At 73.6% G+C, this 21,652-nt stretch carries 22 protein-coding genes; 7 read left to right on the top strand and 15 right to left on the bottom strand.

Annotation, left to right across the window (positions count from 1 at the left end):
- The first annotated feature begins 2 nt into the window (after positions 1-2).
- Positions 3-1,052, top strand: coding sequence for a hypothetical protein (locus tag JQX11_RS26380; RefSeq protein ID WP_204927633.1), 1,050 nt, complete (start codon positions 3-5; stop codon positions 1,050-1,052).
- A gap of 58 nt (positions 1,053-1,110) precedes the next feature.
- Here the strand turns inward: JQX11_RS26380 and JQX11_RS26385 are convergent, their stop codons facing one another.
- Together JQX11_RS26385 and JQX11_RS26390 are read right to left on the bottom strand one after the other, a co-directional pair.
- The gene (locus tag JQX11_RS26385) at positions 1,111-2,691 is read right to left on the bottom strand and encodes an MDR family MFS transporter (protein ID WP_232378608.1); all 1,581 of its coding nucleotides are present in this window, start codon (positions 2,689-2,691) and stop codon (positions 1,111-1,113) included.
- 10 nt (positions 2,692-2,701) lie between these two features.
- Entirely contained in the window at positions 2,702-3,355 is a 654-nt protein-coding gene (locus tag JQX11_RS26390) for an acyl-CoA-like ligand-binding transcription factor (RefSeq protein ID WP_307826359.1), read from the bottom strand.
- Positions 3,356-3,505: 150 nt separating this feature from the next.
- Here JQX11_RS26390 and JQX11_RS26395 point away from each other — a divergent pair, with 150 nt between their 5' ends.
- On the top strand, positions 3,506-4,045 hold the full coding sequence (locus tag JQX11_RS26395) for an RNA polymerase sigma factor (RefSeq protein ID WP_204927635.1): 540 nt from the start codon (positions 3,506-3,508) through the stop codon (positions 4,043-4,045).
- Positions 4,038-4,568 carry a hypothetical protein gene (locus JQX11_RS26400; protein ID WP_204927636.1) on the top strand — a complete coding sequence of 177 codons (531 nt, stop codon included), beginning with the start codon at positions 4,038-4,040 and terminating at the stop codon, positions 4,566-4,568. The genes JQX11_RS26395 and JQX11_RS26400 overlap by 8 nt, the downstream gene beginning before the upstream one ends.
- Here the strand turns inward: JQX11_RS26400 and JQX11_RS26405 are convergent.
- Positions 4,565-5,965 (bottom strand): serine/threonine-protein kinase, encoded by a 1,401-nt coding sequence (locus JQX11_RS26405; protein WP_204927637.1) that lies wholly within the window; start codon positions 5,963-5,965, stop codon positions 4,565-4,567. The two genes, JQX11_RS26400 and JQX11_RS26405, sit on opposite strands and share 4 nt — an antisense overlap.
- A gap of 133 nt (positions 5,966-6,098) precedes the next feature.
- Here JQX11_RS26405 and JQX11_RS26410 point away from each other — a divergent pair, with 133 nt between their 5' ends.
- The 3 genes from JQX11_RS26410 to JQX11_RS26420 all read left to right on the top strand — a co-directional run bounded on the left by JQX11_RS26410 (position 6,099) and on the right by JQX11_RS26420 (position 8,111).
- Positions 6,099-6,710 carry a hypothetical protein gene (locus tag JQX11_RS26410; RefSeq protein ID WP_204927638.1) on the top strand — a complete coding sequence of 204 codons (612 nt, stop codon included), beginning with the start codon at positions 6,099-6,101 and terminating at the stop codon, positions 6,708-6,710.
- A 115-nt stretch (positions 6,711-6,825) separates the two neighbouring features.
- Positions 6,826-7,167, top strand: coding sequence for a PadR family transcriptional regulator (locus tag JQX11_RS26415; RefSeq protein WP_204927639.1), 342 nt, complete (start codon positions 6,826-6,828; stop codon positions 7,165-7,167).
- A complete protein-coding gene (locus JQX11_RS26420) occupies positions 7,164-8,111 on the top strand; it encodes a permease prefix domain 1-containing protein (RefSeq protein WP_204927640.1) in 948 nt (315 codons plus the stop codon). Before JQX11_RS26415 ends, JQX11_RS26420 begins: the two co-directional genes overlap by 4 nt.
- Before the next feature lie 87 nt (positions 8,112-8,198).
- Here JQX11_RS26420 and JQX11_RS26425 read toward each other — a convergent pair whose 3' ends face one another.
- The 8 genes from JQX11_RS26425 to pgsA form a co-directional block, all read right to left on the bottom strand.
- Positions 8,199-8,393 (bottom strand): hypothetical protein, encoded by a 195-nt coding sequence (locus JQX11_RS26425; RefSeq protein WP_232378609.1) that lies wholly within the window; start codon positions 8,391-8,393, stop codon positions 8,199-8,201.
- A gap of 60 nt (positions 8,394-8,453) precedes the next feature.
- The gene (locus JQX11_RS26430) at positions 8,454-9,206 is read right to left on the bottom strand and encodes a YebC/PmpR family DNA-binding transcriptional regulator (RefSeq protein ID WP_204927641.1); all 753 of its coding nucleotides are present in this window, start codon (positions 9,204-9,206) and stop codon (positions 8,454-8,456) included.
- 219 nt (positions 9,207-9,425) lie between these two features.
- Positions 9,426-10,031, bottom strand: a complete 606-nt coding sequence (gene pdxT, locus JQX11_RS26435; RefSeq protein WP_204927642.1) for a pyridoxal 5'-phosphate synthase glutaminase subunit PdxT — start codon at positions 10,029-10,031, stop codon at positions 9,426-9,428.
- A gap of 31 nt (positions 10,032-10,062) precedes the next feature.
- The gene (gene pdxS / locus JQX11_RS26440) at positions 10,063-10,980 is read right to left on the bottom strand and encodes a pyridoxal 5'-phosphate synthase lyase subunit PdxS (protein ID WP_204927643.1); all 918 of its coding nucleotides are present in this window, start codon (positions 10,978-10,980) and stop codon (positions 10,063-10,065) included.
- Positions 10,981-11,160: 180 nt separating this feature from the next.
- Positions 11,161-11,676 (bottom strand): hypothetical protein, encoded by a 516-nt coding sequence (locus JQX11_RS26445; protein WP_372444637.1) that lies wholly within the window; start codon positions 11,674-11,676, stop codon positions 11,161-11,163.
- The gene (locus JQX11_RS26450) at positions 11,673-12,842 is read right to left on the bottom strand and encodes a glycosyltransferase family 4 protein (protein ID WP_204927644.1); all 1,170 of its coding nucleotides are present in this window, start codon (positions 12,840-12,842) and stop codon (positions 11,673-11,675) included. Before JQX11_RS26450 ends, JQX11_RS26445 begins: the two co-directional genes overlap by 4 nt.
- Before the next feature lie 15 nt (positions 12,843-12,857).
- The gene (locus JQX11_RS26455; protein ID WP_204927645.1) at positions 12,858-13,799 is read right to left on the bottom strand and encodes a phosphatidylinositol mannoside acyltransferase; all 942 of its coding nucleotides are present in this window, start codon (positions 13,797-13,799) and stop codon (positions 12,858-12,860) included.
- The gene (pgsA, locus tag JQX11_RS26460) at positions 13,796-14,416 is read right to left on the bottom strand and encodes a phosphatidylinositol phosphate synthase (protein ID WP_204927646.1); all 621 of its coding nucleotides are present in this window, start codon (positions 14,414-14,416) and stop codon (positions 13,796-13,798) included. The genes JQX11_RS26455 and pgsA overlap by 4 nt, the downstream gene beginning before the upstream one ends.
- Before the next feature lie 251 nt (positions 14,417-14,667).
- Here pgsA and JQX11_RS26465 point away from each other — a divergent pair, with 251 nt between their 5' ends.
- Positions 14,668-16,791, top strand: coding sequence for an elongation factor G-like protein EF-G2 (locus JQX11_RS26465; protein WP_204927647.1), 2,124 nt, complete (start codon positions 14,668-14,670; stop codon positions 16,789-16,791).
- A gap of 118 nt (positions 16,792-16,909) precedes the next feature.
- Here the strand turns inward: JQX11_RS26465 and JQX11_RS26470 are convergent, their stop codons facing one another.
- From JQX11_RS26470 to thrS, 4 genes are all read right to left on the bottom strand, one after another.
- Positions 16,910-17,968 (bottom strand): aldo/keto reductase, encoded by a 1,059-nt coding sequence (locus JQX11_RS26470; protein ID WP_204927648.1) that lies wholly within the window; start codon positions 17,966-17,968, stop codon positions 16,910-16,912.
- A 145-nt stretch (positions 17,969-18,113) separates the two neighbouring features.
- Entirely contained in the window at positions 18,114-18,752 is a 639-nt protein-coding gene (locus JQX11_RS26475; RefSeq protein WP_204927649.1) for a CG0192-related protein, read from the bottom strand.
- A gap of 114 nt (positions 18,753-18,866) precedes the next feature.
- On the bottom strand, positions 18,867-19,439 hold the full coding sequence (locus tag JQX11_RS26480; RefSeq protein ID WP_372444638.1) for an HIT family protein: 573 nt from the start codon (positions 19,437-19,439) through the stop codon (positions 18,867-18,869).
- 80 nt (positions 19,440-19,519) lie between these two features.
- Positions 19,520-21,523: a threonine--tRNA ligase gene (gene thrS / locus JQX11_RS26485; protein WP_204927650.1), complete on the bottom strand. Its 2,004-nt coding sequence runs from the start codon at positions 21,521-21,523 to the stop codon at positions 19,520-19,522.
- Positions 21,524-21,652: the final 129 nt, after the last annotated feature.

The following is a 21,652-nucleotide window of genomic DNA, read 5'->3' on the forward strand; positions in this document are numbered from 1 at the left end:
CGATGACCCCGGCGACACAGTTGCGGTGGCGCGTGCTCCTCGCGCCGTTCTTCGTCGCGCTGTTCCTCGCCGCCACCGGTGTCCCCGTCGCAGCGGAGGGGGACGGGGACACCGGGGGCGACCAGCGGGGTGAACCCTCGGGCAGCATCGGCATCCAGCTGCTGGAGGCGTCGGCCGACCGGCGCGACGACCCCCGCGCCCGGGTGTACATCGTGGATCACCTGACGCCGGGCGCCACCATGAGCCGGCGCTTCGCGGTGACCAACGACTCCCCCCGGTCCCAGAAGATCACCATGTCGGTCGACGCGGCGGAGATCCGGGACAACCAGTTTGTGCCGTCACCCGACCCGAACGCCAACGAGCTGCCCGAGTGGGTCCATATCGATCAACCCAGCTTCGTCGCCCCGCCGTACAGCACCACCACGCTTCGCGTGAACGTCGACATCCCACCCTCGGCCCCACGCGGCGAACGGTACGGCGCGATCTGGGCCTCGGTCGCCTCGACCACACCCGATCCCACCCGGGGCACCGTACAGAAGATCAACCGGGCGGGCATCCGGATCTACCTCGACGTCGGGCCCGGCGGTGAACCACCGTCGGACTTCGAGATCGACGATCTGGTGCCGGGGCGTACCGACAAGGGGTTGCCGGTCGTCCGGGCGACGGTCCGCAACACCGGGGAGCGCGCCCTGGACCTCTCCGGCAAGCTGTGGCTCTCCGACGGGCCGGGCGGGCTGTCCGCCGGTCCCTTCGGCGTCACCGTCGGCACCACCGTCCCGCCCGGCGGCACCGCGCACGCCGAGGTCCTGCTGGGCCGGCAGCTTCCCGACGGACCCTGGCGGGCCCGGCTACGGCTGGAGAGCGGCCGACTGCACCGCGAACTCACCGGCGAGATCACCTTTCCTCGCGACCACGGGGCCTGGGGGCTGCCCGCCACGCTGTCGGACCGGCTGCCGTGGATCGTCGCGCTCGCCGGCGTGCTGACCCTCGCGGCGGGGGTGTTGCTGGTCGTGACGGTGCGCCGGGTCCGCTCCCGGGTCGTCGCCGCGTGAGACCCGGCCCGGGCCCGACGCGTCCGCCCCGGGCCCGGCCGCGCCGCCGGTCGACCGGTCAGTGCATCGCGGTCAGGGTCGCTGCCTCCTGCTCGGCCCGCTCATCGCCGCTCACCTCGTGCAGCGGCTTCTCCCTGATGAAGACGACCGCGACCAGCGCGAGCAGGGCGATCGGGGCACCGATGAGGAACAGCTCCGAGGTGGCGGTGGCGTACGCGTCCCGCACGATCGCCAGGACCGGGGCGGGCAGCGCGGACAGGTCGGGCACCTCGGTGGTGCCGCCGCCGGTGACGCCGGCCGCCGGGCCGAGCCGCTCGGTCATCAGGCCGGTAACCCGGTTGGCCAGCACCGCGCCGAGGGCACTGACCCCGATCGCGCCACCCATGCTGCGGAAGAAGGTCAGCACCGAGGTGGCCGCACCGAGTTCGTGGGCGGGCACGTCGTTCTGGGCGGCGAGGACCAGGTTCTGCATCAGCATGCCCACGCCGGTGCCGAGCACCGCCATGTAGAGCGAGAGCAGCGGCACGCCGGTGTCGGCGTCGATGGTGCTCAGCAGCAGCATGCCGACGGTCATCACGGCCGCCCCCGCCACCAGGTAGGCCTTCCACCTGCCGAACCGGGTGATGAGCTGGCCGGCGACGGTGGAGGAGACCAGCAGGCCGAGGATCATCGGCAGGCTCATCAGGCCGGCGACGGTCGGCGACTTGCCCAGCGAGGTCTGGAAGTACTGCGACAGGAACACGGTGCCGCCGAAGAGGGCAACCCCGACCAGCACGCTGGCGACCGTGGTCAGCGTGACCGTACGGCTGCGGAAGATCCGCAGCGGGATGATCGGCTCGGGCACCTTCGACTCGACCCAGACCGCCAGCGCCAGCAGCACCAGCCCGCCGACGACCATCAGCGCGGTCCAACCCGAGGCCCAGGCGAACCGGTGCCCGGCCAGCGACGACCAGACCAGCAGGGTGGACACGCCCGCGGTGATCAGCAGCGCACCCCACCAGTCGATGCGGGCCCTGCGGCGCACCACCGGCAGGTGCAGGGTGCGTTGCAGCAGGACGATCGAAAGCAGGCTGAACGGCACACCGATCAGGAAGCACCAGCGCCAGCCCAGCCAGGAGGTGTCGACCATGACGCCGCCGATCAGCGGGCCGGCGATCGTGCCGACGCCGAACACGGCGCCGAAGATGCCGGCGTACCGGCCCAGCTCCCGGGGCGGGATCATGGCCGCCATCACGATCAACGCCAGGGCGGTCATCCCGCCCGCGCCGACACCCTGCACGATCCGGCTGGCCAGCAGGGTCTCCACGTTGCGGGCGAGGCCGGCGATCAACGAGCCGAGCACGAACAGGCCGAGGGAGAGCTGGATGAGCAGCTTCTTGCTGTAGAGGTCGGCCATCTTGCCCCACAGCGGCACGGTGGCCGTCATCGCCAGCAGCTCGGTGGTGACGATCCAGGTGTAGACGGTCTGGCTGCCGTTGAGTTCGGCGATGATGCGCGGCAGCGCGTTCGCCACCACGGTCGAGGCGAGGATCGCCACGAACATGCCCACCATCAGGCCGGAGAGGGCCTGGAGGACCTCCCGGCGGGACATCCGGCCGGTGCCCACCTCGGGCGGGGTCGACGCGGCAGTTGCGGTCATGGACGTTTCCTTACCGGGCTCGATGCACGTCCGGCGCGGTCGCGCCGGGCTGGTCGGGGGTACGGGGGTCGGGCAGCCCGGCGGCGACGGCGGCGAACGCCTCGTCGAGCAGTTCGGCCAGGGAACGGGACCCGCCGCCGGTGGCCCAGCGGACCATCGCGGTACGCAGCGCGGCCCCGGTGACCGCCACCACGAGGGCGGGATAGCCGTCGTCCGGGTCGTGACCGGTACGCGCCGCGAGCGCCTCGACCATGGCCTGCTCGGTCGTCGCGTTGCCGGAGACCAGCCGGGCCAGCAGCATCGGGTGCTGCATCACCACCTGCATCCGCAGCAGCCACAACGCGGCGTCGCCCTCCACCTCGTCGATCACGCCGGCCAGGGCCGACCGGATCGCCGTCAGCGCCGGCACCTGCGCCGGTACGGCGGCCAGCGCCCGCAGCACCCGTTCCCGGTCGCCCGCCGTGTCGCCGACCAGCGCGTCGTCCTTGGTGGCGAAGTAGTTGAAGAAGGTCCTGGCGGAGACGTCCGCGGCCTCGGCGATCTCCTCGACGGTGACCTGGTCCAGCCCCCGCTCGGCGACCAGGCGCAGCGCGGCGGCGGCCAGTGCGGCGCGGGTCTGCCGCTTCTTGCGGTCCCGCCGTCCGAGTCCCTCGTCCCTGGTCACGAGGGGAGCGTACGAACAAAAGTGCAGTGCCTGCAAACTTGCGCAGTGTGACATGAAACTCGACCGGAGGCCGAGCCGGTGCGGGGTGGCCCGGCCGGTCCCGGCCGCCTAGCCTCGACGGCACCACACCACGGCGCTCGGGGGACGGCAATGCTCCTCACGGACGACATCGACGACCTGGCCCGCGCCGCCGCCCGGGGCGAGCCGGGGGCGCTGGACGCGCTGCTGACGGCGGTACGCCCCGAAGTGCTCCGGCTGTGCGGCCGGCTGCTGCCCCACCGGGAGGACGCCGAGGAGGCCTGTCAGGACGCCCTGCTCGCGGTGGCCCGGGGCATCGGACGCTTCGAGGGCCGCTCGTCGTTCCACACCTGGCTGTACCGGCTCACCGCCAACCGGGCCCGGTCGACGTACCGGACTCTGCGCCGACGCTGGCAGGTCGAGGCCGGCGGGGTGCCGCTGCCCGACCCGCCGGACCCCCGACGCACCAGCGTGGTCGCCGGCACCCGGCTCGACCTGCTCGACGCGCTGGACGCGGTCCGCCCCGAGGCGGCCGAGGCGCTGACCCTGCGCGACCTGCTCGGCCTGTCCTACCCCGAGATAGCCACCCTGCTCGACGTGCCGGAGGGCACCGTGAAATCCCGCGTCCACCAGGCCCGCCGCCAGGTCCGGGAACGGTTGACCGGTGGCTGAGCGGACCGGCCGGGGGCTGGCCGCCGCGCTGTTGCTCGTACCGGTGACCGGCTGCGCGGCCCCGGTCGCCCCGCTCCCGGTCCGGGCGCCGACGCCCACCCCGGCGATCCCGACGACCGCACCCCCGACCACCGTGGCCCCGACCCCGGCCGGCCCGCCCCCGGGCACCGTGGGGGCGCTGTCGACGCGGCCCGCACCGGCACCGTCCACCCCCGACCGGACCCGGGGCACCCGGCCCCCGTCGGCGAGCCCACGGCCGAGCGCCTGCCTGGGCCCGGTCCGCTACGACCTGGTCCTCGCCGACACCGAGCTGGCGCTGCTGACCTCGCTGTGCCTGGGCGTCGGCGGGGTGCTCCGGCTCCAGGGGATCGGCCCCGGCGAGGTCACGGTGGACCGGGAGGACCTGGTCGACCAGAACTACGAGGCCGGCGTGGTCGACCTCCGCTTCCTGCGCGCCGGCACGGTCGGGGTGAGCATCCCGTACGAGGGGACGACGTACCTGGTCACGGTGGTGGTCGTCTAGCCGGGCCGCACGCGTACCCCGGCCAGCAGCGCGTCGACGACGTCCGGCCCGCTGCCCTGCGGCGGGGCGACCTGCACGTAGAGCAGCCCGACCCGGCCGGCACGGGCGGCGGCCTCGACCAGCACCGGCCGACCCGCCGGGCAGGTGAACCGGGCGACCACCCAGACCGTCGAGCCGCGGCGTACCCGCCGTACCGGGGCGGCCACGCAGTCGGCGTGCGGACGCTGCGCGACGAGGTCCGCCGGGGTGGACCGCCGGCCCAGCGTCGCGGAGAGGCCGACGAAGGCCCCCGGCACGGTCGGGTCGGTCGCCCACCGGCCCGGGTCGGGCGAGACGACAAGCGCCGGTTCGAGCCGCCCCCGCGCGTCGTACCGGCCGGCCCAGCCCGTCCCGGCGGCCCGCCAGCCGGCCGGCAGGAGCACGCTCACCGGCCCGCTGCGGCCCCACCGGCCGTCGGCCGTGGGCCGGGTGGCGTCACCGCCGGTGGCACCCACCGCGACCAGGATCAGGGCACCGGCCCCGGCCAGGCCCAGCCGGCGCGCCACCCGGCGACCGGCCGCCGAACCCGCCCGGCCGACCGGCCGCGCCTCCCCCACCGGGAACGCCCTCCCCGGTCGCCGGGTGGCGGGGTCGTCGGGTGCCCCGGCGGCCCGGCGCAACGCCGCCCGGAAAGCGTCCGCGTCGGGGTAGCGGTCGGCGGGGCGGGGCGCGGTGGCCCGGCGTAGCACCGCCACCACCGGCGCGGGCACCCCGTCCAGGTCCGGCCGGGGGCCGGGACCGCCGAGCAACCGCAGGCCGAGCCGACCCAGCCCGAACACGTCGCTGCGGGTGTCCACCACGGCCAGCGGATCGTCCTGTTCGGGCGCCATGTAGCCGGGCGTGCCGGCGCGGGCGGTCAGCCCGGAGGCGGCGGCGAGCGCCTTGGCCAGCCCGAGGTCGGCGATGACCACCCGTTCCCCGTCGGCGGTGGAGGTGAACAGCACGTTGCCCGGGGTGAGGTCGCGGTGCACCACCCGCTCCCGGTGCAGCACGGCGACCCCGGCGGCGATCTCGTCGAGCAGCGTCAGGGCCGGCGGCACCGGTGGCGTCCCGGCGGCCAACCGGTCCCGCAGGCTTCCGCCGTCGGCCAGGGCCAGCACCGCGTACGGCCGGCCGTCGGGTAGTTCGCCGACCGCGTGCACCCGTATCAGCCGGGGGTGGTCGAGCCGCCGCAGCAGCCGGGCCTCGTCCCGGAAGCGTTCGCGGACCCGCAGGTCGTGGCTCCAGTTCTCGGCCAGCACCTTGATCGCGACCCGGGAGTCGAGAGCGGGATCGTGACCGAGCCAGACGGTCGCGAAGGAGCCCGCACCGAGCAGCCGTTGCACCCGGTAGGGCCCGATCCACGCCGGAGTGCCCATCGTTCCACCCCCACCGCACGGTAACCGGCGGCGGGTGCCGGTGTGCGCCGGAGTCGGTCGGAAAGCCGACGAACGGATTCCGGCCCGGTGGAGACCAACAGAACGACAGACCCGTACCCGCGAAGGAGTTGTCATGCATCGTCTCCGCACCATCCTGCTCACCGGCGTGCTGACCCTGGCCGTCGTCGCGCCGGCGGTACCGGCCGGGGCGCATCCCGGCGTCGCGTCGGGGTCCACGGTGGACCGCGCGCCGGGGGTCGCCGCCGGACTGTGGTCGGGCGGCCTCCCCGGGCGTTCCACCGGCACCGACCTGCTCAGCGTCCGGGGGGCGGGGCCGTTCCGGATCGGCGCGTCACTGACCCGGCTCACCGCGGCCGGACTGATCGACTGGACGGCCGTCGACTGCGAGGGCGTGGTCACGGCCGGCGTCACCGGCGAGTGGGCCGGGAAGATCATGGTGGCCTTCCGCAACGGGCGGCTGGTCGAGATGGGTACCGCCACCGCACCGCCCCGCTCGCCGGCCGGGGCGGGCGTGGGCATGTCCTTCGCCGAGGTGGCGCGGATCTACGGCCCCCGGGGCGAGTTCATCCACAACGACGCCGGAGACGACACGGCGTACCTGGTGCGGTTCGGCAACCGGGTCGAGTTGTTCACCGGGCACCCGATCCGGCCGGGCGTCGGCTACTTCCAGGTCGGGCTGGCGGACCACGTCGAGCGGGCCTTCCGGCAGGGCCGGCCCTGCTGATCAGCCGGTCGGAGCCGGGGCGTCGGGGTTTCCCGACGCCCCGGCTCGCATAGTGCCGACCCCACATTGCTGCGCCGGTAGACATTAGTGTGTGCCACACAGTATGGTGTGACACATGGTCAACGAAGAGGTTCTGCGGACCCATCTCCAGGAGCTGCGCCGCGGCACGGTGGTGGTCGCCAGCCTGCTGGCCCTGCGCACGCCCGACTACGGCTACGCACTACTGCAACGCCTTGGCGGGCACGGCTTCCCGGTCGACGCCAACACCCTCTATCCGCTGCTGCGGCGGCTGGAGGAACAGGGGCTGCTGACCAGCGAGTGGAACACCGAGGAAAGCCGGCCACGCAAGTTCTACCGGACCAGCGCCGACGGCGAGACGGTGCTGACCCGACTGCTCGACGACCTCGCCGCCGTACAGACCTCCGTGACCGGGCTGATCGAAGGAGTCGACCGATGAGCACCCTGACCGACCGCTACCTCGCGGCGACGCTCCGCTCGGTGCCCGCCGAGCGCCGGGACGAGATCGCCACCGAGTTGCGCGCCTCCATCGAGGACATGATCGAGGACCGGAGCGGCGGCGGCCAGCACACCGCCACCGCCGAACGGGAGGTGCTCACCGAGCTGGGCAACCCGGACCTGCTGGCCTCCCGGTACGCCGACCGCCGGCTCCAGCTCATCGGCCCGGCCTACTACCTCGTCTGGCTCCGACTGCTCAAACTGCTGCTCAGCTTCATCCCGGCAATCGTCGGCACGGTCGTCGTGGCCGTCGAGGTGGCACAGGGCGACGGATTCGGCGCCATCGGTCCGGGGATCGTCGCCGCCATGCAGGTGGCCGTGCAGATCGCCTTCTGGCTCACCCTGACGTTCGCCGTCATCGAACGCGCCCAGCCGGACCCCACGATGCCCGGCTGGACCGTCGACCAACTCCCCGACGTCCCCACCCACCGGGACGTCTCCCTCGCCGAGACCGTCGCCACGGTGGCCATGCTCGCACTGGCCATCGGGTACCTGCCCCTGCAGCACTTCCAGTCGTGGGTGCACGACACCGACGGCGGCAACATCCCGATCCTCGCCCCGGCGCTGTGGGCGTTCTGGCTGCCGGCGCTGATCGTGGTGCTGGCCGCCAGCGTGGTGTTCGAGATCGTCAAGTACCGGATCGGACGCTGGAACTGGCCACTGTTCGGGGTGAAGGGCCTGCTCGACGTGGCGTTCGCGGTGCCGGTGGCGTGGCTGGCGCTCTCCGACCGGCTGCTCAATCCGGCCCTGGCCGACCGGCTGACCTGGCTCGCCGACCAGGACAACCGGGACACCCTCGGAGTCATCATCGCGCTGAGCGCGGCCGGAGTGGTGGTCTGGGGGCTGATCGACAGCGCCCTGAAGACCCGCCGTCAGACGCGCTGAGCGAACCCGCACCCGACGGGCCCGGCGGATCCACGCCGGGCCCGTCGCACGGTCCGGGAGTGCCGGGTTGCGCGGGGGCGGGTCAGGTCAGCACGGCACGGCAGCCCAGCCGGGCGGCAGCTGCGGCACCGGCCAGGACGGATCCGGCCGCCAGTGCGCCCAGCCCGCGTCCCACCACCGCTGCCCCGCGTCGAGCAGCGCGGCGATCCGGTCCCCCTCGGCCCGGATCGCCTCCGGTGTCCGCCACGCAGATGGTGGGGCAGCCGAACCAGACCTCACCACGCAGGATCTCCCGCCGGACGACCACGTCGCCCGGCGGGAACCGGTGCACCGGCACGACCGTCAGGCGTCCACCGCCGCCATCACGTCGTCCGGGACGTCGAAGTTGGCGTAGACGTTCTGCACGTCGTCGCAGTCCTCCAGCACGTCGATCAGCTTGAAGATCTTGCGTGCGCCGTCCTCGTCCAGCGGCACGTTGACGCTGGGGATCAGGGCGGACTCGGCCGACTCGTACTCGATCCCGGACTCCTGCAACGCGGTGCGGACCGCGATCAGGTCGGTCGGCTCGGAGACCACCTCGTACGCCTCACCGAGGTCGTTGACCTCCTCGGCGCCGGCGTCGAGGACCGCCATCATCACGTCGTCCTCGGTGGTGTCGGCCTTGGGGACGATCACCACGCCCTTGCGGGAGAACATGTACGACACCGAGCCGGCGTCGGCGAGCGAGCCGCCGTTACGGGTCAGCGCGGTACGGACCTCGGTGGCGGCCCGGTTGCGGTTGTCGGTCAGGCACTCGATCAGCATGGCCACGCCGCTCGGGCCGTACCCCTCGTACATGATGGTCTGCCAGTCGGCGCCGCCGGCCTCCAGGCCGGAGCCACGCTTGACCGCGCGGTCGATGTTGTCGTTCGGGACCGAACTCTTCTTGGCCTTCTGGATGGCGTCGAAGAGGGTGGGGTTACCGGCCGGGTCACCGCCGCCGGTGCGGGCCGCGACCTCGACGTTCTTGATCAGCTTGGCGAACATCTTGCCGCGCTTGGCGTCGATGACGGCCTTCTTGTGCTTGGTGGTCGCCCATTTAGAGTGGCCGGACATCTCGTACCTCCGTCTGTTGACTCACGCCTCGCGTCGGCTGGCCGCGCCGACTCCGGGCCAGCACCGGCCGCGTTGGAGGGCTGCGACGGGCAGTGCCCGCGCCGAACCGCGGCAATCCTACCGAGAGCACCGACCCCGCCGTCACACCCGGCGCGTCACCACCGCCGAGCCACCGGCAAATCGCCACGAATGACCGCTTCTTTGCCGGGCCGGGCCGGCTCAGCGGGCGGCGGCGACCAGGTCGGCGAAGTAGCGGTGCAGGCGCAGGTCACCGGTCAGCTCCGGGTGGAACGAGGTGGCCAGCAGGTTGCCCTGGCGGACAGCGACCACCCGGTCGACGGCCGGGCCACCGGTGACCCGGCCCAACACCTCGACGCCGGGGTCGACCCGCTCGACCCAGGGGGCCCGGATGAAGACGGCGTGGAACGCGGGCCCGTCGACCCCGGCGACGCGTACCGGAGCCTCGAACGAGTCCACCTGGCGGCCGAACGCGTTGCGCCGCACGGTCATCCCGATGCCGGCGAAACCCCGCTGGTCGGGGCGGCCGTCCAGCACCTCGGCGGCCAGCATGATCATGCCGGCGCAGGAGCCGTAGACCGGCATCCCGGCGGCGATCCGCTTGTCGACCGGCTCCCGCAACCCGAAGATGTCCACCAGCTTGCTCATCGTGGTGGACTCCCCGCCGGGCACGACCAGCCCGTCGACCGCGTCCAGCTCGGCCGGCCGGCGCACCGGGCGGGCGTCCGCACCGACCCCGGCCAGGGCGGTGAGGTGCTCACGGACGTCCCCCTGCAATGCCAGCACCCCGATCACCGGTCCGCGCACGGCTGCCCCTCCCGACGTCGTGGCCCCCGGGTCACCAGCCGCGCTCGGCGAGACGGTGCGGCTGCGGGATCTCGTCGACGTTGATGCCGACCATCGCCTCGCCCAGCCCCCGGGACACCTTGGCCAGCACGTCCGGGTCGTCGTGGAAGGTGGTGGCCTTGACGATCGCCGCGGCCCGCTCGGCCGGGTTGCCCGACTTGAAGATGCCGGAGCCGACGAAGACGCCCTCCGCGCCGAGCTGCATCATCATCGCGGCGTCGGCCGGGGTGGCGATGCCCCCGGCGGTGAACAGCACCACCGGCAGCTTGCCCGTCTCGGCGACCTCCCGGACCAGCTCGTACGGGGCCTGCAACTCCTTGGCCGCGACGAACAGCTCGTCGGCCGGCAGGGAGCTGAGCCGGGCGATCTCCTGCCGGATCCTCCGCATGTGCATGGTGGCGTTGGAGACGTCCCCGGTGCCCGCCTCACCCTTGGAGCGGATCATGGCCGCGCCCTCGGTGATCCGCCGCAGCGCCTCGCCCAGGTTGGTCGCGCCACACACGAACGGGACGGTGAACGCCCACTTGTCGATGTGGTTGGCGTAGTCGGCCGGGGTCAGCACCTCGGACTCGTCGACGTAGTCGACGCCGAGCGACTGGAGGATCTGCGCCTCGACGAAGTGGCCGATCCGGGCCTTGGCCATCACCGGGATGGAGACGGCCCGGATGATGCCGTCGATCATGTCCGGGTCGCTCATCCGGGACACGCCGCCCTGGGCCCGGATGTCGGCCGGCACCCGCTCCAGCGCCATCACGGCCACCGCGCCGGCATCCTCGGCGATCTTGGCCTGCTCGGCGGTGACCACGTCCATGATCACGCCGCCCTTGAGCATCTCGGCCATGCCCCGCTTGACGCGGGCGGTGCCCCAGACCTGGGCGTCACCGGCGTTCGGGGAGGTCGTTTCGGGCACGGCTCATCACTCCTCGGACGTGCTGGGGGTGGGTTCCGGCTGATGCTACGACCGCGGCGACGCCGTTCCGACAGCCAATCGGCCCCACGGTGGCCTGCCCTGTGGCCCGCGTCACCACGTCCGCGCACCGCCCACCGGCGGCGGCGGACCGCCGACCGGCCGGGCCGGCACGCCGTGGGGTCAGCCTGTCGGGACGTCGGCGGGCAGGGCCAGGGTGGGGTCGTCGATGTCGAAGTAGCGCGGCCACGGGTGGCGGCGGCCCATCCGGCACACCCGCACCAGCGGCCGGCTGCGCGCGGTACGGGCGTCACGGACCAGGTCGGTGTGCACCTGCCGGGACAGGGCCAGCCGCCGACTCGCCGCGATCACCGCCTCGCACGCCGGATCGGCCGGGTCGAGCCGGACCGCCCGCAGTTGCCGGGTGAGGTCGTTCTCGGCCGCCTCCCGCTCCTCGGGGACGGCGTCCAGGGCGATCCGGGCCGCCGCGTACAACTCGACGCCGTAGCGCTTCTCGGCCAGCACCGCGGCGGCGGCGGCCCGGCGCAGCAGGTGCGCGTCGAGCGCGCGGGCCGCCGACTCCGCCCGGGTCTGCAGCCGCTCGACCCGGCCGGCCGTCCAGACCAGGTAGACCGCGAGCAGGACGGCCACGACCGCGGTGGCCAGCACCGCCCACAGCTGCGGCAGCGTGGTGCTCACCCGGGACCACCCAGCCCCGCCCACTCCTGGTCGATGACCCGCCCGTCGGTGGCCTCGATGGCCGCCGCGTAGACCTCCACCACCCGGCGGGCCACCACCGGCCAGTCGAAGTGGGCGACCACCTGGTCGCCGCAGGCGGTCAACGCCGCCCGTTGCGCCGGGTCGTCGAGCAGTTCCGCCAGGGCGGCACGTAGGCCGGCCGGGTCGCCGGTCGGGAAGAGCCGGCCGGCCCGCCCGCCGTCGAGCACCCGGCGGAACGCGTCCAGGTCGCTGGCGACCACGGTGGCACCGGCCGCGAGCGCCTCGGTGAGGATCATGCCGAACGACTCGCCGCCGATGTTCGGGGCGACGTAGAGGTCGACGCTGCGCAGCATCCGGGCCTTGTCGACCTCGGAGACGAGGCCGAGGAACGTCACCCGGTCGCGCAGTTCGGCCGGGAACCGCCCGAACAGGTCGTCCGGGTCGCCGGGCCCGGCCACCAGCAGGCGCAGTCCCGGCCGGTGCGGGGCCAGCGCGACGAAGGCGTCCCGCAGGATCGGGAAGCCCTTGCGGGCCTCGGTGAACCGGCCGAGGAAACCCAGCGTCCCGCCGCTGCCGGTGGTGCACTCCCCCGGCCAGCCGGGTAACGGCTCGACCCCGGCGAACTTCGCCACCGCCACCCCGTTGGGGATCTCCACCGCCCCGCCGTCCATGTGCTCGACCTGCACCTTGCGGGCCAGCGCGCTGACCGCGATCCGGGCGGTGATCCGCTCCAGCAGGATCTGGAGCAGCCCCTGGGCGGCGGCGAGCACCCGGGAGCGGGTCATCGCGGTGTGGAAGGTGGCCACCACCGGCCCCCGGGCGGAGAGCACCGCCAGCATCGACAGGCTCGGGGTGAGCGGTTCGTGCACGTGCAGCACGTCGAAGTCGCCCCGGGTGAGCCAGCGCCGCACCCGGGCGGTGGAGACCGGCCCGAACGCGATCCGGGCCACCGAGCCGTTGTACGGCAGCGGCACCGCCCGGCCGGCGGAGACCACGTACGGCGGCAGCGTCGACTCCTCGTCGGCGGGGGCCAGGACGCTCACCTCGTGCCCCAGCCCGAGCAACGCCTCGGCCAGGTCCATGACGTGGTTCTGCACCCCGCCCGGGACGTCGAAGGAGTACGGGCACACGATGCCGATCCGCACTGGCGCCCTCCTCCCTCAGACCGATCCGGCGCTGGCCGGGGGCGCCGGCGCGGTGGACCCGCCGTCGGTGGAGCCCCGCTGGTCCAGCCACATCCGCTGCAACATGTGCCAGTCTTGCGGATGACGGGCGATGCCCGCCGCCAGACGGTCGGCAATCCGCTGGGTCAGCACCCGGACCCGCTCGTCCAGGGGTGCGCTGTCCGGCTCGGGCACCGGCAGCGGGCCCTCCAACTGCGCGCGCGGCATCTCCGGTTCGTACCACAGCGAGGCAACGTAGAGCGGGGCGCCGGTGCGGATGGCCAGCAGGGCGGGCCCGGCCGGCATCTTGGTCCGCGCGCCGAAGAAGTCCACCTCGATGCCCCGGGCCGAGAGGTCCCGGTCGGCCAGCAGCGGCACCACCGCGCCGCTGTGCAATCGGTCCACCAGCACGTCGAAGGCCGGGCGGGCACCGCCGTGGGTGGGCAGGATCTCCATGCCGAGGGTCTGCCGGAAGGCGAGGAACCGCTGGTAGACGCCCTCCGGCTTGAGCCGTTCGGCGACCGTGGTGATCGGCCAGCCGGTGGCCGCGACCCAGGCGCCGGCGGCGTCCCAGTTGCCCGCGTGCGGCAACGCCACCACCGCGCCCCGGCCGGCCGCCACGTCGGCGGCGAGCATGTCCGACCCGCCGAGGTGGAAGCCGTCGAGGATCTGCTGGCGGCTGAGCGAGGGCAGCCGGAACGCCTCCATCCAGTACCTGGCGTACGACCGCAGACCCTGCCTGACCAGCGCGTCCAGCTCCGGCTCGGGTAGGTCGGGGCCGACCACCCGACGCAGGTTGGCGCGCAGCCGGGTGGCACCCCTGCCCCGGGCCCGGTGGGCGCGGTCGGCACCGGCCCGGAAGGCGGCGGCGACCACGGGTCGGGGCAGCGCGCGGGCCAGCCGCCAGCCGGCGACGTAGCCGAGTTCGGTGAGGTTCACTCGCGGCCGGCCAGTTGCGCCTGCCGGTACACGTGGGCCACCCGCTGGCCGACCGTGAAGATCGACACGGCGGCGAGCAGCCAGAGCGAGATCTCCAGGGCCGGGCCGATCCCGAGGCCGGTGAGCAGCCCACCGACCCCGACGATCAGCAGCCGTTCGGTGCGTTCCGCGACGCCCACGTTCGCACTCATCCCCAGCCCCTCGGCACGGGCCTTGACATAGGAGACCAGGCCACCGGCGGCCAGGCAGACCAGCGCGGCGGCCACCCCGGAGTGGTTGCCCTCGGTGGCCAGCCAGTAGGCGACCGCGCCGAACACCGCGCTGTCGGAGACCCGGTCCATCGACGAGTCGAGGAACGCGCCGAACCGGGTCGAGCCGCCGCTCATCCGGGCCATCGTCCCGTCGAGCATGTCGGTCAGCGCGAAGAACGTCACGATCAACGCTCCGGCGACGAGATGGCCACGGGCGCCGAAGCCGAGCGCGCCGAGGAGCACGCCGACGGTGCCGGCCACGGTGACCGCGTTGGGGGACACACCGGCGCGGAGCAGACCGCGCGCGACCGGCTCCACGACGCGGGTCATCCCCGCGCGGGCCGTCACTTGGAAGATCTTCGCCATGGCGGTCCCACGATAACGGCCGGCGGCGGCGGGCGGTACGGCCGGTCGCCCGACCCGCCCGGGAGGCTTGTGCCAACCCCCCGCCGGGTGTGAGATCGGGGCGGAAGGTGAGCCAGCTCACCGTCACGGCCGTTGACCGTCGTCCGGCCGACGGGTCACCGGAGGATAGCGCCGCGGCACCCGCACCGGGCCCCGCTTCCCGTCGCGCGCGGCGGTCGCCATCCACCACCGGCTGAGGGAGGTGCGCCGCGATGGCGCAGAGGAACCACGACAGGGCAGCCACCGGCGTGCCGGCGGTGACCGACCCCGGCACCGTACGCAACGTGGTGCTGGTCGGGCACTCGGGGGCCGGCAAGACGACCCTGGTCGAGGCGCTGCTCGCGGCCAGCGGCACGATCGACCGGGCCGGCAGCGTCGCCGCCGGCACCACCGTCGGCGACCACGACCCCGCCGCGGTACGCCAACAGCGTTCCGTCGCCCTGTCCTGCGCGCCGCTGGTGCACGCCGGGGTGACGGTGAACCTGCTGGACACCCCCGGGTACGGCGACTTCGTCGGCGAACTGCGGGCCGGTCTGCGGGCCGCCGACGCGGCACTGTTCGTGGTGTCCGCCGTCGACGGGATGGACGCCGCCACGGCCGCCCTGTGGGAGGAGTGTGCCGCGGTCGACCTGCCGCGTGCGGTGGCGGTCGCCCGGCTGGACCATCCGCGTGCCGACTTCGACGAGGCGGTGGCGCTGTGCCAGCGGGTATTCGGGGACAACGTGCTCCCGCTGCACCTGCCGATGCTCGGTGACGACGGCGAGTCGGTGGCCGGTCTGCTGGCGCTGGTCACCCGGCGGGTGCACGACTACTCGGCCGGGCTCCCCGCCACCGTGCGCGACCCGGACCCGCAGCACCTGCCGGCGATCACCGAGTCCCGGGGCGAGCTGATCGAGGGGATCATCGCCGAGAGCGAGGACGAGACCCTGATGGACCGCTACCTCGACGGCGAGGAGATCGACACTCAGGTGCTGGTCGCCGACCTGGAGAAGGCGGTCGCCCGGGGGCACTTCTACCCGGTGGTGCCGGTCTGCGCGGCCACCGGCGTCGGGCTGGACGTGCTGCTCGACGGCCTGGTGTCGGCGTTCCCGTCGCCGCTGCAACGGCCGGTGCCGGCGGTCACCGGGCTGGACGGCTCCCCCCGCCCGCCGCTGGACTGCGACCCGGACGGCCCACTGGTCGCCGAGGTGGTCCGGACCACCGTCGACCGGCACGTCGGCCGGGTCTGCCTAGTCCGGGTCTTCTCCGGGACGCTGCGCCCCGACCAGACGGTGCACGTGTCCGGGCACGGGATGGCCGACCGGGGACACCCCGACCACGACGCCGACGAGCGGATCGGGCACGTCTACCGGCCGCTCGGGGCGGCCCTGCGGGAGGTGGACGCCTGCGTCGCGGGTGACATCTGCGCGATCACCAAGTCGGGCAGCGCGGAGACCGGCGACACCGTCTCGGCGCGCGACGAGCCGCTGCTGATCGCGCCGTGGGAGATGCCGGAGCCGCTGCTGCCGGTGGCGGTGGTGGCCCGCAGCCGGGCCGACGAGGACGCCCTGGCCCGCAACCTGGGCCGGCTGATCGTGGGTGACCCGACGCTGCGGCTGGAACGCAACCCGCAGACCCACCAGCTGGTGCTGTGGTGCATGGGCGAGGCGCACGCCGACGTGGTGCTCGACCGGCTCCGGGCCGGCGGGGTGGAGCTGGACACCGAGCCGGTGCGGGTGCCGCTGCGGGAGACGTTCACGGTGGCCGCCACCGGGCACGGCCGGCACGTCAAGCAGTCCGGTGGGCACGGCCAGTACGCGGTCTGCGACCTCACGGTGGAGCCGTTGCCCCGGGGTGCCGGGATCGAGTTCGTCGACCGGGTGGTCGGCGGGGCGGTGCCGCACCACTTCGTACCGTCGGTGGAGAAGGGCGTACGGGCCCAGTTGGCGCAGGGGCTGGTGGCCGGCCACCCGGTGGTGGACGTGCGGGTGACCCTGGTCGACGGCAAGGCGCACAGCGTCGACTCGTCCGACGCCGCGTTCCAGACCGCCGCCGCGCTCGCCCTGCGCGACGCCGCCGGGCGGGGCGGGGCGACGCTGCTGGAGCCGGTCGACGAGGTGGTGGTCCGGGTCGCCGACTCCTCGGTCGGGGCGGTGCTGGGCGACCTGTCCGGCCGGCGGGGTCGGGTGCTCGGCACCGAGGCCGACCCGGACGCCGAGGGCCGCACCCTGATCCGGGCCGAGGTGCCCGCCCTGGAACTGCTGCGCTACGCGGTGGAGCTGCGCGCCCTGACCGCCGGCACCGGCACCTTCCGCCGCACCTTCTCCCACTACACCCCCACCCCCACCCCGAACTAACCCACCCCGCCACCCCTCCCACCGCCGCGTCGATCATGGAGTTGTGGTGGGGGTTGACCACACATGTGTCGCTTATGCGGGGGACCACAACTCCATGATCGACGGGGGTGGGGGGTGGTCAGGGGCGGGCGGCGGGGATGGGGGGGAGTGGCCAGTGCGGGCGGTCGGCGTCGCGCAGCGCGGCCGTACGCAGAGCGGCGAGCTGCCGTTCCACCTCGGCGAAGTGGTCCGGCGTGAGCGGGCCGAGGCGCAGCGCGGCGGCGTTCTCCTCCACCTGGGCGACGGTACGGCAGCCGGGGATCGGCACCGCCCGACCGCTGCGCGCCCAGATCCAGCCCAGCGCGCCCTGGACCAGGGTCCGACCGTCGGCGGTCAGCGCGCCGCGCACGGCGGTGACCCGGCGCAGCCACTCCGGCGCGGGTCGGCCGCCCCGGAACCACTCCAGCCAGCCGGGGGTCATTCCCCGCACGTCGTCGCGGGGCAGGGTGGAGCCCGCCGTGTACTTGCCGGTGAGCAGCCCCATCCCCAGCGGCCCCCGGTTGACGCTGGCCAGGTCGTACTTGTCGCAGGTGGACAGCATCGCCGGCGCGTCGCGCAGCACCGACAGGTTGTGCTGGATCGCGGTGGCGTGCGGAGCCACCTGGGCGAAGCCGGCGGCCCGGTCGGCCCGGTCGGTGCTCCAGCCGTACGCCCGGACGAGGCCGTCGGCGACCAGGTCCTCGCAGGTGCCCACCAGCGCCTCCACCCGGGGCAGCGGCAGGTCGCCGAGGTGCAGCTGGTAGAGGTCGATCCGGTCGGTGTCCAGCCGGCGCAGGGAGTCGACGACCGCCCGCCGCAGGTACGCCGGGGAGGAGTCCTCGCCGGTGGCCTGCCTGGCCCGTTCGTCGAAGGTGTACCCCCACTTGGTGGCGATCACCGCCTCGTCCCGGCGGCCGGACAGCGCCCGCCCGAGGACCCGTTCACCGTGCCCGGCGCCGTACGTGTCGGCGGTGTCGAAGAGGGTCACGCCGAGGTCGAGGGCGCGGCGGACGGCCCGCACCGACTCCTCGTCGTCGACCGCGCCCCAGCCCAGCGGCTGGGATCCTTCGGCCCAGGGGCCACCGATCGCCCAGCACCCCATGCCGAGAGCGCTGACCTCGATGCCGCTGCGACCCAACACCCGTGTCGTCACTGCCATGGCCGCATCGTGTCACCTTCCGGAAGCCTGGGGAGACGAAGCTGACGCAACGTGCCCGATCGACCACAAGCGACACCTCGGCGTGGACACCGGGCGACGGCGACGTGCCCGGCCCACCCCGTGGTGCCGGGAGGCCGCCGGGTGGTCAGCGGGGCCGGACGCTGGCCAGCGGCATCGGGGTCGACTGCCCCGGCCAGCGGCCGGTCAGGGTGGCGGCTGCCGGCCCGCCGTCGGGCAGTCCGTCACCGGGCAGTCGGCGCGCGACGAGCAGGTCGACGGTGTCGGTGCCGATGCGGGTCGGGTCGCCGTCGACCACCTGACGCACCGGGCCGACGACGGGGGCTCCCACGCTGCCGGTGGTGGCCACCGTCATGGACGGCTCGCGGATTTCCCGCACCCCGTCGATCTCGAAGTACTCCTGCGCCTGACCGGTTCCGGTGAGGATCGCGGCGGCCAGGGCGGCGGCGTAGACCGGGTCGCCGCACCCGTCGTAGACCCAGCGGGGGCCGAGCACCGAGTGGTGGGTGGTGCCGACCAGCCATTCGTCGGCGTCGGCCAGCGGCGCGTCCCGGTAGGTCAGCGGGACCTGGTGGACCGGGCCGGTGTCGAGGCGTACCAGGATCGTCTCGATGCCGACGGCACCGGCGGGGTCGTCGAACCGGTAGGCGGCGACCCGGACGGGCTCGCCGGCGGCCGGCCCCGAATACCACCGTCGGCCCGGCAGCCACCCGGCCAGGAGTTCGAGTTTCGTGGGGCGGATCTCCGCCTGGTGCAGCAAGGCCATGATCACATCCTAGGAGTCGGCAGACCGGCCGCCGCACCCGTCACGTGGCCCGGTCGACCGGCGCGCGCCCGGCCGCGTTGTGCCGTGGCGGGCGCGCCGGTCCCGGGCCGCCGGTCAGGACGGCCAGGCGCGGGCGAGCAGCTCGCGGGTGTCGGAGAGTAGTTGCGGCAGCACCTTCGTCCGGCCGATCACCGGCATGAAGTTGATGTCCCCACCCCACCGGGGCACCACGTGCTGGTGCAGGTGGGCGGCGATGCCGGCGCCGGCCACCCCGCCCTGGTTCATCCCCAGGTTGAACCCGTGCGCGCTGCTGACCTGCCGGACCACCCGCATCGCGGTCTGGGTGAACGCCGCCAGCTCGACCGTCTCGGCCTGGTCGAGTTCGGTGTAGTCGGCCACGTGCCGGTAGGGGCAGACCAGCAGGTGCCCCGGGTTGTACGGGTAGAGGTTGAGCACCGCGAAGACGTGCGTGCCCCGGGCCACCACCAGGCTCCGCGCCGGCGGCAGGCCGGGGGCCAGGCAGAACGGGCAGCCGGCGGGCTTCTCGTAGCCCCCCTCGGGGCGGTCCTCCCCCGAGATGTAGGTCATCCGGTGCGGGGTCCAGAGCCGGTCGAGCCCGTCGGCCAGGCCGTCGTCCGCCGAGCCGTGGTCCGTGTCGCCGTCGAGGTGCCGCTCCGCCCCAGTCACACCGCCGATCCTACGATCCCCCACCACGAACGCCACCGGCCCGTCGGTACGGGGCCGGTGGCGGGTGGGGTCGGGCCGGGTCAGCCGGCGGCGGACGGCCCCGCGTTGGCCCGCGAGGAGACCACGTCGAGTACGTGGTCGACCGCCTCGGCGACCGGCACCCCGTTGCGCTGGGAACCGTCGCGGTAGCGGAACGAGACGGTGCCGGCGGCCACGTCGTCGTCCCCGGCGATCACCATGAACGGGATCTTCTGCTGCTGGGCGGTGCGGATCTTCTTCTGCATCCGGTCGTCACCGGCGTCGACCTGCGCCCGGATGCCCTTGGCGCGCAGCGCCGCGACGAAGCCGTGCAGGTACTCGGTGTGGTCCTCGCGGATCGGGATGCCGACCACCTGCACCGGCGCCAGCCAGGCCGGGAACGCCCCGGCGTAGTGCTCGGTGAGCACCCCGAAGAACCGCTCGATCGACCCGAACAACGCCCGGTGGATCATCACCGGCCGCTGCCGGCTGCCGTCGGCCGCCTGGTACTCCAGGCCGAACCGCTCGGGCAGGTTGAAGTCGACCTGGATGGTGGACATCTGCCAGGTCCGCCCGATCGCGTCCTTGGCCTGGACGGAGATCTTCGGCCCGTAGAACGCCGCGCCGCCCGGGTCGGGCACCAGGTGCAGGCCGGACTCCTCGGCGGCCGACCGCAGCGCCTCGGTGGCCCGCTCCCAGTTCTCGTCGGTGCCGACCGACTTGTCCGGGTTACGGGTGGACAGTTCGAGGTAGAAGTCGTCCAGGCCGTAGTCGCGCAGCAGCTCCAGGACGAAGGCGAGCAGCGACTTCAGCTCGCCGGCCATCTGCTCCTCGGTGCAGAAGATGTGCGCGTCGTCCTGGGTCATGCCCCGGACCCGGGTCAGGCCGTGCACCACGCCCGACTTCTCGTACCGGTAGACCGTGCCGAACTCGAACATCCGCAGCGGCAGCTCCCGGTAGGAGCGGCCCCGGGACCGGAAGATCAGGTCGTGCATCGGGCAGTTCATCGGCTTGAGGTAGTAGTTCGCCCCCTCCACCTCCATGGGGGGGAACATCCCGTCGGCGTACCAGTCGAGGTGCCCGGAGACCTCGTACAGGTGGCCCTTGGTGATGTGCGGGGTGTTGACGAACGAGTAGCCGGCCTCCTCGTGCTTGACCCGCGAGTAGTTCTCCATCTCCCGGCGGATGATGCCGCCCTTGGGGTGGAAGACCGCCAGGCCGGAGCCCAACTCGTCGGGGAAGCTGAACAGGTCGAGGTCCACCCCGAGCTTGCGGTGGTCGCGCCGGGCGGCCTCCTCCAGCAGCTTCAGGTACGCCTTCAGCTCGTCGCGGGTCGGCCAGGCGGTGCCGTACACCCGCTGGAGCTGCGGGTTCTTCTCCGACCCCCGCCAGTACGCGGCGGCCGAACGCATCAGCTTGAACGCGCCGATCAGCCGGGTGTTCGGCAGGTGCGGGCCCCGGCACAGGTCCGACCAGCAGACCTTGTCGTCGCCGGCGGCGAGGTTGTCGTAGATGGTCAGCTCGCCGCCGCCCACCTCCATCACCTCGCTGGTGTCCAGCCCCTCGCCCTTGACCTCGATCAGCTCCAGCTTGAACGGCTCGGCGGCCAGCTCGGCCCGCGCCTCGTCGAGGCTGCCGAAGCGGCGGCGGCGGAACCGCTGCCCGGACTTGACGATCTCCTGCATCCGCTTTTCCAGCTTGGCCAGGTCGTCCGGCTGGAACGGCTTGTCGACGGCGAAGTCGTAGTAGAAGCCGTTCTCGATCGGCGGGCCGATCCCCAGCTTGGCCTCGGGGAAGACGTCCTGCACGGCCTGGGCGAGCACGTGCGCGGTGGAGTGCCGCAGCACGTTGAGCCCGTCCGGCGAGTCGAGGCTGACCGGCTCGACGGTGGTGTCCTCGGCCGGGGTCCAGTCCAGGTCGCGGAGCTGGCCCTGCGGGTCGCGGACCACCACGACCGCCTTCGGGCCGGCGGCGGGCAGCCCGGCCGCGGCCACCGCGTCGGCCGCCGTCGTCCCGGCGGCCACGACGACGGGGTCGGCCACGACGGGGGTACGGGGTGCGGACACGGTGAACTCCTCAACGGCAGGCGGCACGGATGGGCCGGACGCGCCGGCTGCTTCGATGCTATCGGTCCCGCCGTCGCCCCCGGTCGCCGGGAAAGGAAGCCCGGTCGCGGTGCCGACCCGCACCGACGT

It is taken from the genome of Micromonospora humida (assembly GCF_016901255.1).
GTDB classification, from domain to species: domain Bacteria; phylum Actinomycetota; class Actinomycetes; order Mycobacteriales; family Micromonosporaceae; genus Micromonospora; species Micromonospora wenchangensis.